This is a genomic window from Pantoea sp. X-Soil-OKNW-556 (assembly GCF_059730695.1).
Window position 1 is genome coordinate 472,824 of the sequence record NZ_AP035990.1, and the last position, 12,909, is coordinate 485,732.

Annotated in this window: 11 protein-coding genes; 8 read left to right on the top strand and 3 right to left on the bottom strand. The window is 57.0% G+C overall.

The features are described from left to right. Positions 1–603: 603 nt before the first annotated feature. Positions 604–1,674, bottom strand: a complete 1,071-nt coding sequence (locus AC6I8T_RS02070; RefSeq protein ID WP_021184163.1) for a tartrate dehydrogenase — start codon at positions 1,672–1,674, stop codon at positions 604–606. An 85-nt stretch (positions 1,675–1,759) separates the two neighbouring features. Here AC6I8T_RS02070 and AC6I8T_RS02075 point away from each other — a divergent pair, with 85 nt between their 5' ends. From AC6I8T_RS02075 to AC6I8T_RS02090, 4 genes are all read left to right on the top strand, one after another. After that, entirely contained in the window at positions 1,760–2,665 is a 906-nt protein-coding gene (locus AC6I8T_RS02075; protein ID WP_021184164.1) for a LysR family transcriptional regulator, read from the top strand. Between the two features lie 344 nt (positions 2,666–3,009). Then, positions 3,010–4,431, top strand: coding sequence for a sodium:solute symporter family protein (locus tag AC6I8T_RS02080; protein ID WP_208725483.1), 1,422 nt, complete (start codon positions 3,010–3,012; stop codon positions 4,429–4,431). Position 4,432: 1 nt separating this feature from the next. Continuing rightward, on the top strand, positions 4,433–5,617 hold the full coding sequence (locus tag AC6I8T_RS02085) for a sialidase family protein (protein ID WP_497833460.1): 1,185 nt from the start codon (positions 4,433–4,435) through the stop codon (positions 5,615–5,617). Further along, positions 5,614–6,294 carry an SDR family NAD(P)-dependent oxidoreductase gene (locus AC6I8T_RS02090; protein ID WP_497833461.1) on the top strand — a complete coding sequence of 227 codons (681 nt, stop codon included), beginning with the start codon at positions 5,614–5,616 and terminating at the stop codon, positions 6,292–6,294. The genes AC6I8T_RS02085 and AC6I8T_RS02090 overlap by 4 nt, the downstream gene beginning before the upstream one ends. Before the next feature lie 75 nt (positions 6,295–6,369). On the opposite strand, the gene AC6I8T_RS02095 is transcribed toward AC6I8T_RS02090, so the two are convergent. After that, on the bottom strand, positions 6,370–8,328 hold the full coding sequence (locus AC6I8T_RS02095) for a sigma-54-dependent Fis family transcriptional regulator (protein WP_497829948.1): 1,959 nt from the start codon (positions 8,326–8,328) through the stop codon (positions 6,370–6,372). Between the two features lie 196 nt (positions 8,329–8,524). On the opposite strand from AC6I8T_RS02095, the gene AC6I8T_RS02100 reads away from it, so the two are divergent. From AC6I8T_RS02100 to AC6I8T_RS02115, 4 genes are all read left to right on the top strand, one after another. Then, entirely contained in the window at positions 8,525–9,544 is a 1,020-nt protein-coding gene (locus AC6I8T_RS02100) for a Gfo/Idh/MocA family oxidoreductase (protein ID WP_497833462.1), read from the top strand. After that, the gene (locus tag AC6I8T_RS02105; RefSeq protein ID WP_497833463.1) at positions 9,544–10,323 is read left to right on the top strand and encodes a TIM barrel protein; all 780 of its coding nucleotides are present in this window, start codon (positions 9,544–9,546) and stop codon (positions 10,321–10,323) included. The genes AC6I8T_RS02100 and AC6I8T_RS02105 overlap by 1 nt, the downstream gene beginning before the upstream one ends. A gap of 78 nt (positions 10,324–10,401) precedes the next feature. Next, the gene (locus tag AC6I8T_RS02110) at positions 10,402–11,319 is read left to right on the top strand and encodes a substrate-binding domain-containing protein (RefSeq protein ID WP_021184171.1); all 918 of its coding nucleotides are present in this window, start codon (positions 10,402–10,404) and stop codon (positions 11,317–11,319) included. Between the two features lie 150 nt (positions 11,320–11,469). Beyond that, the gene (locus tag AC6I8T_RS02115; RefSeq protein ID WP_497833464.1) at positions 11,470–12,558 is read left to right on the top strand and encodes a YncE family protein; all 1,089 of its coding nucleotides are present in this window, start codon (positions 11,470–11,472) and stop codon (positions 12,556–12,558) included. 57 nt (positions 12,559–12,615) lie between these two features. On the opposite strand, the gene AC6I8T_RS02120 is transcribed toward AC6I8T_RS02115, so the two are convergent. Beyond that, positions 12,616–12,909 carry a DUF1330 domain-containing protein gene (locus AC6I8T_RS02120; protein WP_208724661.1) on the bottom strand — a complete coding sequence of 98 codons (294 nt, stop codon included), beginning with the start codon at positions 12,907–12,909 and terminating at the stop codon, positions 12,616–12,618.

A 12,909-nucleotide genomic window follows, 5' to 3' on the forward strand; every position in this document is an offset into this window, starting at 1 on the left:
CATCATGAAATTACACCGCGACGATAACATCGCGCCCTGCTGTAATGGCGCGATAAATCGCACCGCTACGTTAACATCATGAAATTACACCGCGACGATAACATCGCGCCCTGCTGTAATGGCGCGATAAATCGCACCGCTACGTTAACATCATGAAATCACGCCGCGACGATAACATCGCGCCCTGCTGTAATGGCGCGATAAATCGCACCGCTACGTTAACATCATGAAATTACACCGCGACGATAACATCGCGCCCTGCTGTAATGGCGCGATAAATCGCACCGCTACGTTAACATCATGAAATCACGCCGCGACGATAACATCGCGCCCTGCTGTAATGGCGCGATAAATCGCACCGCTACGTTAACATCATGAAATTACACCGCGACGATAACATCGCGCCCTGCTGTAATGGCGCGATAAATCGCACCGCTACGTTAACATCATGAAATCACGCCGCGACGATAACATCGCGCCCTGCTGTAATGGCGCGATAAATCGCACCGCTACGTTAACATCATGAAATTACACCGCGACGATAACATCGCGCCCTGCTGTAGCGGCGCGATTTATCGCGCGGTTTTTGCTGACAACGCGTGATTACAGCGCGGCGGCAATCGCTGCGCCCAGCTCCTCGGTTGATGCCTTGCCGCCCAAATCGCGCGTCAGGCTGGTGCCCGCCGCCAGCGTGCGTTCAATGGCATCCAGCACCGCCGCACCGGCTTCGGCATAGCCCAAATGTTCCAGCATCATTGCACCACACCAAATCTGTCCAATCGGGTTGGCGACGCCTTTGCCTGCGATATCCGGCGCGGAGCCGTGTACCGGTTCGAACAGACTCGGGAATTTCCCTTCCGGGTTGATATTGGCTGAAGGCGCAATGCCGATGGTGCCGGTACAGGCCGGGCCGAGATCCGACAGGATATCGCCAAACAGGTTGCTCGCCACCACCACATCGAACCAGTCCGGGTGCAGCACGAAGTTAGCGGTCAGGATATCGATATGATATTTATCGACTTTAATCTCCGGGTAGCTGGCTGACATGGCTTCCACACGACTGTCCCAGTACGGCATGGTGATGGCGATACCGTTGGATTTTGTGGCCGAGGTCAGGTGTTTTTTCGGTCGTTTCTGCGCCAGCTCGTAGGCAAATTTTAGAATACGATCGACGCCGGTACGGGTCATCACCGTCTCCTGAATCACCACTTCACGCTCGGTGCCAGGGAACATGGTGCCGCCGACGCTGGAATATTCGCCTTCAGTGTTTTCACGCACCACGTAGAAATCGATATCGCCCGGTTGACGGTTTGCCAGCGGCGCTTTGACACCCGGCATCAGACGCACCGGACGCAGGTTGACGTATTGATCGAACTCGCGGCGGAACTGCAACAGCGATCCCCACAGCGAGACATGATCCGGTACCACATCCGGCCAGCCTACGGCACCGAAGTAGATCGCATCAAAGGTTTGCAGGGTAGCGAACCAGTCATCCGGCAACATCTTGCCATGCTGCTGCCAGTACTCGGCGCTGGCGAAATCAAACCATTGCCACTCCAGCGGAATATTGAATTTTTTTGCTGCCGCGTCCATGACGCGGATGCCTTCTGGCATCACTTCCTTACCAATGCCATCGCCAGGGATGACGGCGATTTTAAATGTTTTGCCGCTCATAGGGTCTCTCGCAGGTTGCTGTTGATGTTCTGCCCGCAGTATAACTTTGCATCATGGGGAAATAATTAGCCTGAGCAGCAAGCCAATGTTGAATAAAAGTAGAGAATCGCGCACCTCCACCGACGACCTGGCGTTTTTCGTGCGTATCGCCACCCTTGGCAGCCTGACGGCAGCAGCGCGTGAGCTGGGACTCTCGTTACCGGCGGTGAGCAAACGCCTGAGCCAGTTGGAGCAGCGGCTGGGGGTGCAGTTGCTACGTCGTACCACCCGACGGCTGGAACTGACGCCGGAAGGAAAACGCTACCTGGAGGGCGCGCGCCCACTGCTGGATCAACTGGCGGAGCTGGAGGAGTCGGTCAGCAGCCAGACGGCGGTGTTGCGCGGCTCATTGAATATCAATGCGTCATTCGGGTTCGGTCGCCGCCATGTTGCGCCGCTGGTGTCGCGCTTTGCGGCGTTGCACCCGGAATTGTCACTCAGCCTGCAACTCAGCAGCCAGCCGTTAAGTTTCCTTGATGCGCACATCGATATCGATATCCGTGTCGGTGAGCCGCCGGATGCTCGTTTGATGGCACGCAAGCTACGGACCAATCCGCGCGTGCTGTGCTGTGCCCCAGCTTACGCGGCGCGTTGTGGCCTGCCCGACAGCGTGGCGGCGCTGGCGCAGCATAACTGTATTTTGCTGCGTCAGTACGAAAGCGATTTTGCCCTGTGGCGGCTGACGGATGGCAGGCAGCAGCTGACGCAAAAGGTGCGCGGAACCCTGGTCACCAACGACGGTGAAGTGGCGATGCAACTGGCACAGGACGGGCATGGCATTCTGCTGCGTTCGTGGTGGGATGCGCAGCACAGCATTAACAGCGGCGAGCTGCTGCATGTATTGCCCGACTGGAGTGCGCCAGACGGCGATATCTTTGCCGTCTGGCAGCCGCAGCGCCAACTGCCTGCACGTATTAGCGCCTTTGTGGAGTTTTTGCAGCAGACGCTATAAAGGCTACATTCCGTAGCGGCGCGATTTATCGCGCTCTTTTGACCTTTGGTTATAAAAAACCGCGCGATAAATCGCGCCGCTACGTTGGATAATGCAAATCACCGATATGATTATTTCCAATCAATATTGAGTGTTTGTGAGCACGATCAAACAAATCATTGCCCTTATCGCCTATAAATTGCCACTTCGCTGCGTGATCTCATTCTTTGTTGACTGAAATGAATCACAATGCGCAATGGATGGCGTTCGGTGCAAAGACACCACAAAGAGAAAAATGCCATCGCTATAACGGCGTGCGTGAAGCCCAGCGCCTGCCACGACCCTACGTTATCGATGAGGCTGAAATGAAACAATTCTCTACAGAAGGGATGGTGATTATTGTCGGGATTGTGATCGCATATATCCTGTTTACCACCTGGCTGACCTGGCGTTTGCGCAGTAAAAACACCGGTGATTTTATGGCTGGCTCGCGCGCCATGCCGGCGTTTATCGTCGGGGTGATGCTGATGTCAGAATATATTGGTGCTAAATCCACCATCGGCACCGCCCAGGCCGCCTTTGAGGATGGTTTTGCTGCCTCCTGGTCGGTAATCGGTGCGGCGATAGGCTTCCCGCTGTTTGGTATGCTGCTGGTCAAACGTATTTATAACACCGGGAAAATCACCATTTCCGGGGCGATTGCCGAACGTTACGGTAACTCGACCAAAAACATCATCTCGCTGATCATGATTTACGCTCTGCTGCTGGTGAACGTGGGTAACTACGTCAGCGGCGCAGCGGCCATTTCCACGGTGCTGAACCTCAATCTCACTACCGCTGCGTTCATCACGGCGGTGGTCAGTACCTTCTATTTTGTCTTTGGCGGCATGAAAGGCATCGCCTGGGTGACGCTGCTGCATAGCGGCCTGAAATACATCGGTATTATGGTGATTCTCGGCGTGGCGCTGCATATGACCGGTGGTGTCAGCCCGATGATCAAACAGATGCCACATTTCTACTGGACCTGGGATGGTAACGTCGGGGCCAGCACCATTTTTGCCTGGCTGATCGGCACCATCGGTTCCATCTTCTGTACCCAGTTTGTGATTCAGGCGATTGCTTCCACCAAAAACGCCGCGTCGGCGAAGCGCGCCACCTGGGTTGCCTTCTTCTTTTGTATGCCGATTGCCATCGCCATCGCGCTGATCGGCGTGGCGGCAAAATTCCTGCATCCTGATATCAAGAGCCTGTATGCGCTGCCGGTGTTTTTACAGGATATGAGCCCGTGGCTGGCAGGCATTGTCACTACCTCGTTGGTGGCATCGATTTTCGTCAGTGTCAGTACCGTCGCGCTGGCGATTGCCTCGCTGGTGGTGAAAGATTTTTATGTTCCGTACCGCAATCCGACCCCGGAGCGTGAATTTCGTATGACGCGCTGGTTGTCGCTGGTGATTGGTTTCCTGCCGCTGATCTTCGTTTTGTTCGTGCCTGAAGTGCTGAAGCTGTCGTTCTTCACCCGTGCCATCCGTCTGTCGATCTCGGTGGTCGCTATCATCGCGTTCTACCTGCCATTCTTTAAAAGTACACGCGGGGCAAATGCCGGGCTGATTGCCGCCTGTGTGGTGACGTCGGTGTGGTATTTGTTGGGCGATCCATTTGGTATCAACAACATGTATGTAGCACTGCTGACCCCGGCGATTGTGATGGTAATTGACCGCCTGATCCCGTCGCGCCAGACGCAAGATAAAAATGCCCCGAAACGAACCATGCAAAACAGTGGAGCCTGATATGACCGACTTAACCCTTACCGTCGAACGTAACGGTAACCTTCATCCGCACGCGCAGGACGCGCAGCAGCTCACCGCGATGCTGCCTTCGGTCTGTCCACAGAACCATGCTGCTAATCTGCTGCCGCTGCCGAATGGCGACCTGCTGTGCGTCTGGTTTGGCGGCACGCAGGAAGGGGTCGCGGATATCTCGGTCTGGTGTTCACGGCTGGCGAAAGGCAGCGATCAATGGAGCGAGGCAGAGAAGTTGTCGGACGATCCGACGCGATCGGAACAAAATCCTGTGCTGTTTCTCGATCCGCAACAGGTGCTGTGGCTGTTGTGGACTGCACAGAAGTCCGGCAATCAGGACACCGCGATTGTGCGCTATCGCCAGTCACGCGATTTTGGCCGTAGCTGGAGCGCTATCGATACCTTGCTTGATCAACCTGGTACCTTTATCCGCCAGCCGATCGTGGTGCTGCCGAATGGCAACTGGCTGCTGCCGGTGTTCTATTGCCGCACCCAGCCGGGGGTGAAATGGGTCGGTAACGATGATGTCAGCGCGGTGAAAATCTCCAGCGATCAGGGCAAAAGCTGGCGCGATGTGGCGGTGCCGGACAGCCTCGGCTGCGTGCATATGAATATCACCCTGTTGCAGGATGGTAGCCTGCTGGCGTTGTATCGCAGCCGCTGGGCAGATCACATCTATCAAAGCCGTTCTCATGACGGTGGTGAAAGCTGGAGTGCGCCGCAGGCGACGGAACTGCCAAATAATAACTCCTCGATTCAGGTCACCACGCTGCACAACGGCCATCTGGCGCTGGTGTTTAACGCCATGAGCGCCAAAGACGCCAGCGAGCGCCGCCTGTCGTTGTATGACGAAATCGACGATGAGGAGGAGGGGGACGTCGCAGTGGCGGCGGAGCCGGTGGTGCACAGTGGCCGCACCGCATTCTGGGGTGCGCCGCGTGCGCCGATGACGCTGGCGATCTCGGCGGATGGCGGGCGGAGCTGGCCCTGGCTGCGCAACCTCGATGAGGGCGATGGCTACTGCATGACCAACAACTCCCAGCAGAAATTAAACCGTGAGTTCTCCTACCCCAGCATTAAGCAGAGCGAGGACGGTGCGCTGCATATTGCTTACACGTATTTCCGTCAGGCGATTAAGTACGTGCGCGTTGATGAATCCTGGGTTGTCTCATGAGCCGCCATGCGCTGGTGACCGGTATCAGTTCCGGGATAGGTGCGGCGATTGCCGACCATCTGTTGCAGCAGGGCTGGCAGGTGACCGGCTTCAGCCGCAGCGAGGTGAAAAAAGATCATCCGGCTTTTACCTCGGTCAGCGTCGATTTGTTTGACGCTGTGCGACTGAAGCAGGTGCTGGCGATGTTGCCCGGCGTTAATGCGCTGGTGCATGCCGCAGGGATGATGGCGGCTGCGCCCTTGGGCGCGCTGGATGAAGAAGCCAGCAGCAGGCTGTGGTATCTGCATGTGCAGGCGGCACAAATCATGGCTAATGCGTTGCAGCCCGGCATGCAACGGGGCGATCGTATCCTGCTGATTGGCAGTCGTACCTCACGCGGCGCAGCAGGGCGCAGCCAGTACGTCAGTACCAAGGCGGCGATGGTCGGTATGGCACGGAGCTGGGCCGCCGAGCTGGCGCCTCAGGGGATTACGGTGAATGTGATTGCGCCGGGTGCTACCGAGACGCCAATGCTGCTGCAACCTGGCCGCGCCAGCTCACCGCCAAAACTGCCGCCGATAGGGCGCTATATCAAGCCGGAGGAAGTGGCGGCGTTGGCCGGATTTGTGCTGTCGCCCGCCGCAGATGCCATCACCGGGCAGGAGCTGGTGATATGTGGCGGGGCGTCCCTGTCATAACCGAAACGTAGCGGCGCGATTTATCGCGCGCCTGTAATTTGATGCTGCGGCGGAAAAGCGCGATAAATCGTGCCGCTACAATCGCCGACGTAACGATGCCAGGTCCACCTGCCACTGATTCAGCTTGTTGTACAACGCGGTGCGCGAAATCCCCAGCAGTTGCGCCGACTGGCGCAGATTGCCCTGCTGCTCCGCCACTACCTGCAACACATGTTGGCGCTCATTTTCCTGCAATGAAGGCAATTGCACGGCTGGCTGATGGCGCTGTACCATTTCATCCGGCAGGTCTTGTCTGCCAATCTCCAGTCCCTCACACAGATTCACCATGCGTTCGACCAGATTCTCCAGTTCACGCACGTTGCCCGGCCAATGCCACGCCTGCAAGCAGCGCATTGCATCCGGCGACACCTGGGGCGCGATGCGTTTCAGGCGCGCGCACAGTGCCAGAATAAAGGTATTCACCAGGCCGGGAATGTCCTCCTGGCGCTCGCGCAACGGGGGGATCTCCAGTGACACCACGTTGAGGCGATAGTAGAGATCGCGGCGAAACGCGCCTTTTTCCACGGCATCCAGCAAATTGCAGTGGGTGGCGGCGATAATCCGCACATTGACCTTCAGCGGATTGGCAGCCCCGATACGCATCACCTCGCTCTCCTGCAATACGCGCAGCAGGCTGGTCTGCGCCTCCAGCGGCATCTCTCCAATCTCGTCCAGAAACAGCGTACCGCCATCGGCCAGCTCAAATTTGCCTGGCGATCCGCCGCGCCGTGAACCGGTAAAGGCACCATCGACATAACCAAACAGTTCGCTTTGCACCAGGTCTCGCGGTAGCGCACCGCAGTTAAGGGCGATGAACGCCTCCTGCTGGCGCGGGCTGGCGTTGTGAATCGCCTGCGCAAACAACTCTTTGCCGGTACCGCTCTCACCGGTCAACAACACGGTACTGTCGGTGCGGCTGCTGGCGCGTGCTTTCTGAATCGCCTGCATCACGCGTGGCGCATGGCCGCGAATCATCTCAAAGGTGTAACTGGCGCTGACTCCCATCACTCGGCGGGTAATGGCGCGGATACGCTGGTTCTCGCGCAGTGATAACACGCGTCCCCCATCCGGTGCGGGCATCAGCGAAATCAGGCAAGGGATCGACTGCACGCCATCGGGCATAAATTGCAGCTCGCGGTCGTTGCAGAATGGCATGGTCAGCAGCGATGCTCCCTGCGGCTGCAACAACACATCGATCGGCCCGGCATCAGGATCCAACCCGCTAAAGATCTGTCGGGCGTAACGGTTCAGGGTTTTGATCCGACCGTGGCGATCGCAGACGATCACCCCTTCATTCAGGGTTTCAAGGATCGACTGCTGCTCGGCCAGCAGACGGCGCAGCATCAACTGTTGCCCGACCGCTTCTGCCGCCGCCTGCACCGTACCCAGCGTGTGTGCATTGAAGTTATCGGGGGTGGCGGTCAGCGTCAGCACGCCAATCAACTGACCGCTGGCATCACGCACCGGAGCGGCAGCGCATTGTCGATGGCGTTTACGCAGATCGAATTTCCAGTTCTCACCGCTCAGTACATACACCAGCCGTTGTTCAATCAGGCAGCGAGCCGTGCAGTTGGTGCCCAGTACCTCTTCACGCAGAATGCTGCCGACAGGCGTCATATCCGCGCCACAGAAATGCAGCGTCACACCCTGCGCATCGGTCAGGTTGATATGCCCATCCGGGTTATAGGCCAGCAGGTTCTCCATAATGCTGCGCGCAACCAGGATCAACTCGGCGTTGTGTTCGAGAATCGCGGCCAGCTCCTCAGCGGGCGGGGCGATATAGGTAAAATCCTCCGGATCGGTACCGCGCTGCTGCGAGCGTTGCCACGACTGCAAAATGCTGCGCCGCATCCAGCCGGGTTGCTCACCGCGCTGAAAGCTGTGCCAGCCCTGCCACAACAAATTATCCCACTCGCCGACTTCCGCGCCGCCTGGCAGGCTGAAGATCGGATCGCTTTCATCTTTAAACGGCAAGCGGTCGCTCAGAGATCGCATAACGCACTCCGGTGATGGATGGAATGTCCATTTTATTTACATGTGAAGTTGACATGTAAATTTTGTTGCCAGTTTGTGAGCTGTATCTGTGTGGTGTCTCACACATTTCGCCGATTTCCACCTGGCATTGGCTTTGCAATAACCCCGGTACAGGCCGCATCCATTCGGGATGCCCCAAAATAACAAGGAGTTAGCAATGAGTTTTGATTCCAAACCTGTACGCGTTGGCTTGATTGGGGCCGGTCGCATGGGTAGCTTCCACGCGGAAAACCTGGCGTACCGGGTACCGGGAGCGACGCTGGCCGCCATCGCCGATCCCCAGCCTGGCGCGGCGGAACGGTTGGCGCAGCAACTGGGGGTGGCGAAAGCCTTTAGTGACCTGCACGCGTTGTTGCAAGACCCGGAGATTGATGCGGTGGCGATTGCCGCGCCAGCACGTACCCATGCCGAATGGGTGATTGCAGCGGCGCAGGCGGGTAAGCATGTGTTTTGCGAGAAACCGATGGCGGTGACGATGGATGAAGCCGACCGTGCCATTGCCGCAGCGAAAAGTGCCGGTGTGGTGTTGCAGGTGGGATTCAACCGTCGTTTTGACTCAGGGTTTGCGGCGGCCATCGCCGCGGTGGAAGCCGGAGAGAATGGCGTCACCCAACTCAGCCGTTCGGTGACGCGTGACCCGGCGTTGCGCGATCCTTCCCCGATCCCACCGTGGACCATCTTCCTCGAGACGTTGATTCACGATTTCGACACCCTGCTGCACTTCAATCCGCATGCAAAGCCGGTACAGGTCTATGCGTTGGCTGATGCGCTGGTGCGGCCGGATTTTAAAGATAAAGGGTTACTGGATACCTCAGTGGTGACGATTCGTTTCGACAATGGGGCGATTGCTACCGCCGAAGCCAACTTCCAGGCGGTATACGGCTATGACGTGCGGGGCGAAGTATTTGGCAGCAAAGGGATGTTGCAGGCCGGGCACATCAATGCCAACCACTGCGTGCGTTATCACGCGGGTGGCATCGCGATTGATACCTCACGGCTGGACTCCGACCTGCTGCGTGAAGCCTATGTGGCAGAGATGACGGAATTCGCGCGTTGCATTCGTACCGGCGCAACCCCGCGTGCCACCGGTGAAGATGCACGCAACGCACTGGAAATCGCGCTGGCCTGTATTGAGTCCGTGCAACGCAACCAACCGATCACGCTGGGAGGTCGCTAATGGCGAGCTATCAACTGTCTGTCTGCGCCGAGATGGTGTTTCTCGATCTGCCGTTTATTGAACGCGTTAAACGTATTCATGCGTTGGGTTTTGGCGTCGAAATCTGGGGCTGGGCCAATAAGGATATTGAAGCGCTGGCGGCTACCGGGGCGCGTTTTACTTCCATGACCGGCTATCTGACCGGCAACCTGACCGACGATGATGCCATCGCTGAGTTGTTACAAAGTGCCGAAGCCTCGCTGGCGGTGGCGGCGCGGCTTAACTGTCCGGGACTGAACCTGCACGGCACCGGGCTGGATGACCAGGGGCTGCCGGTCAAACCGGTAGAGGTGGTGACTGGCGCGATGTGGCTGAAAGCCGCTGACACGCTACGCAAAGTCGCCCAACTCGGCGAACGGGCAGGACGCGTGTTCACGCTGGAGAACCTTAATCTGCCGGTTGACCATCCCGGTACGCCGTTTGCCCTGGCCGCCGATACCCTGGCGCTGGTGGAGGCGGTGAACAGTCCGGCGTTGAAGATGAATCTCGACCTGTATCACGCGCAGATTGGCGAAGGCAACCTGATCGAACTGATCCGTCGCGCTGGCCCGGCGATTGGTGAGATCCAGGTGGCTGATGTGCCGGGGCGTCAGCAGCCGGGCACCGGGGAAATCAACTATCGCGCCATTGCCCGCACGTTGCACGAGATCGGCTATCAGGGCACGGTGGCGATGGAGGGATGGGCCAGTGGCGACAGCACTGCCGCGCTGACACAGTTCCGCGATCACTTCAGTTTATAAGAGTTACCCTGCCGGGTATTTGCCTGTTGCCCGGCGTTAAAACACAACAATAAAATCTCAACCCTACAGGAAACTATCATGAAAATCAGAAGCTTATTTATCCTGCTCTGTTCGTTGTTGTTCAGCCTGAGTGTTAGCGCAAAGACCTTCACCGTTGGTGTGGCCCTGGCTAACTTCGACCTCAATTTTGTGTCCATTTTACGCACCCAGATGGAAGCCGAACTGAAAGCTAATCAGCTCAAGGGTCAGTTTGTGGATGCCAAAGGCGATGTGGCGCTCCAGGTGCAGCAGGTGGACGATTTTATCAACCAGGGGGTGGACGCGATTATCCTCAATCCGGTGGATACCCAGGGGGTGCTGCCGATGATCACCGCCGCGAAGAATGCCGGTATTCCGCTGATCTTCGTTAACCGTAAGCCGGAGGTGAAGCTGCCTGCGGATATGGCCTACGTCGGTTCAGATTCTGCGTTGGGTGGAGAAATGCAGATGGAGGCGCTGGCGAAAAAGATGAATTACAAAGGCAACGTGGCGATTCTGATGGGCGCGCTGTCCAACGAGGAAGCGCGTGAGCGTACCAGGGCGGTAGAAGCGGTGATCGCCAAGTACAAAGATATGAAGGTGGTCGAGAAGCAAAGTGCGAAGTGGCAACGCAATGAAGCGGTGGATGTGGTGTCGAGTTGGCTGCTTAACCAGCGTCCGATTGATGCCATCGCTGCGAACAACGATGAGATGGCCATTGGCGCGATTATGGCGCTGAATCAGGCGAAGAATGAAAAGATCCTCGTTGCGGGTATTGATGGCACACCGGACGGGCAGCAGTTCGTGAAGAACGGCAAAATGGTGCTGACGATTTTCCAGGATGCTAAAGGGCAGGCAACGGGGGCGGTGCAGGTGACCAAAGCGTTGCTGGATAAGCAAAAAGTGCAGGTTTACAACTGGGTGCCTTATAAAACCATTACGCCGGAAAATTACACGCAGTTTGTGGCGGCGAATTAATATTGCGCGATAAATCGCGCCGCTACGGTTCTTGCTGGCTTGTAGCGGCGCAATTATTGCGCTGTGACGAATAATCAGCGTTACGTTTACTCGCCAATCGTTAATACGTATGATTCTCATTCTTTTTATAACTCCCTGATGGAGCTAAGAATGAAATCCTTGTTCAATCTGCGTATCGCGGGCGTGGCGCTGGCCGTGGTGACGGCGCTCAGTCTGACGGCCTGCCAGGCACCGGCAAAAAAAGCCGCTGCCCCGGTCGTCGCCCCACAACCGGTTGCCAGCAATGTGCAGCAGCGCGTACTGGCGGAAGGCCTGTATGAGATGGCGTATGTTCCTGGCAGCACAGCTTCGCTGTATGTCGCCAGTGCCCAGAGTTTTAAAGGCGTCAACGGTGGGGTGATCTACCGTCTTGATCCGGCCACGCTGAAAACCCTCGGCGAAACCCATACCGACCTGAAAAACTTCGGCATGACGATGGAGCCGGACGGCAGCCTGCTGTATGTCACCAATACGCTGGATGGCGGGATTTCAAAAGTTGATGCGCAAAGCGGCAAGGTGTTGCAGCGTCTGAAGTTTGGCCTGATCAATGACAAAGGCTTCCCGACGGGCGCGCGTGAAATCATGCTGCATGATGGCCTGCTGTATATCGGCGGAGTCGCCGATCCGGGCCTGATCTGGGTGGTGGATGCCAAAACCTTTAAGCTGAAAACCACCATTAAAAATGCCGGGAAGTGGGTCACCGGTCTGCTTTACTCCTCAGTGACCAATCGTATCTATGCGGCCAACGGCAGTGGCGAGATCCTGGTGATCAACCCGCGTAATCACAAGATCGAACAGCGCTGGACGCCGGGCGACGACAAAACCTACCTGCTGCTGAATCTGGCGGAAGATCCGGCCACCGGCCGCCTGTTTGTCACTGACAACTCCAAAGCGAAAACCACGCTGGTATTTGATGAGCATACTGGCAAGGTGATCAAGCGTATCGACGGGGACGCGCTGGGTATTAAGTTCAATACCAAACGCAATGAGATCTACATCAGCCAGCGTGAATCGGGCAAAGTGCTGCAACTCGATGCCACCAGCTATGCGGTGAAAAATAGCTGGACGCTGCCGACCCATCCCAACAGCTTGCTGGTGTCGCCGGATGGTCAGACGTTATTCGTGACGGTGAAGCAGGGATTCAACAAAGATCATTCTGCGAAAGGACCGGATAGCGTGGTGCGTATCCCGTTGAATTGACAGGTAAAGGGCGGTGGTGACACCGCCCTCAATGAATAAGCGCGATAAATCGCGCCGCTACGCTGTGACGCCCTGCACCAGCAACACGCGATAGTTCGCCCCTTTCAGACGATGTTCTTTCGCTTCCTGGTAGGCCGGGCTGTAATACCAGCCTTTTGCCGCATCAATATCCGGGAACTCCAGCACCACCACGCCCTCGGCTTGTGGACCTTCCAGCGTTTCCAGCGCGCCGTAAAAGGCGAGCGGATTAATCGGATGATCACCGCGTGCTTCCCCCGCTTTCTGCGCGTAGGTGGCCATTTCGCTGTCGTTCAGGGTTTCATCGCGGATAAAAATCACATATGCGCTCAC

Excerpts from the sequence above, each read along its gene's own strand:
- AC6I8T_RS02070 (WP_021184163.1), bottom strand. The coding sequence starts at position 1,674 with ATGAGCGGCAAAACATTTAAAATCGCCGTCATCCCTGGCGATGGCATT.
- AC6I8T_RS02075 (WP_021184164.1), top strand. The coding sequence starts at position 1,760 with ATGTTGAATAAAAGTAGAGAATCGCGCACCTCCACCGACGACCTGGCG.
- AC6I8T_RS02080 (WP_208725483.1), top strand. The coding sequence starts at position 3,010 with ATGAAACAATTCTCTACAGAAGGGATGGTGATTATTGTCGGGATTGTG.
- AC6I8T_RS02085 (WP_497833460.1), top strand. The coding sequence starts at position 4,433 with ATGACCGACTTAACCCTTACCGTCGAACGTAACGGTAACCTTCATCCG.
- AC6I8T_RS02090 (WP_497833461.1), top strand. The coding sequence starts at position 5,614 with ATGAGCCGCCATGCGCTGGTGACCGGTATCAGTTCCGGGATAGGTGCG.
- AC6I8T_RS02095 (WP_497829948.1), bottom strand. The coding sequence starts at position 8,328 with ATGCGATCTCTGAGCGACCGCTTGCCGTTTAAAGATGAAAGCGATCCG.
- AC6I8T_RS02100 (WP_497833462.1), top strand. The coding sequence starts at position 8,525 with ATGAGTTTTGATTCCAAACCTGTACGCGTTGGCTTGATTGGGGCCGGT.
- AC6I8T_RS02105 (WP_497833463.1), top strand. The coding sequence starts at position 9,544 with ATGGCGAGCTATCAACTGTCTGTCTGCGCCGAGATGGTGTTTCTCGAT.
- AC6I8T_RS02110 (WP_021184171.1), top strand. The coding sequence starts at position 10,402 with ATGAAAATCAGAAGCTTATTTATCCTGCTCTGTTCGTTGTTGTTCAGC.
- AC6I8T_RS02115 (WP_497833464.1), top strand. The coding sequence starts at position 11,470 with ATGAAATCCTTGTTCAATCTGCGTATCGCGGGCGTGGCGCTGGCCGTG.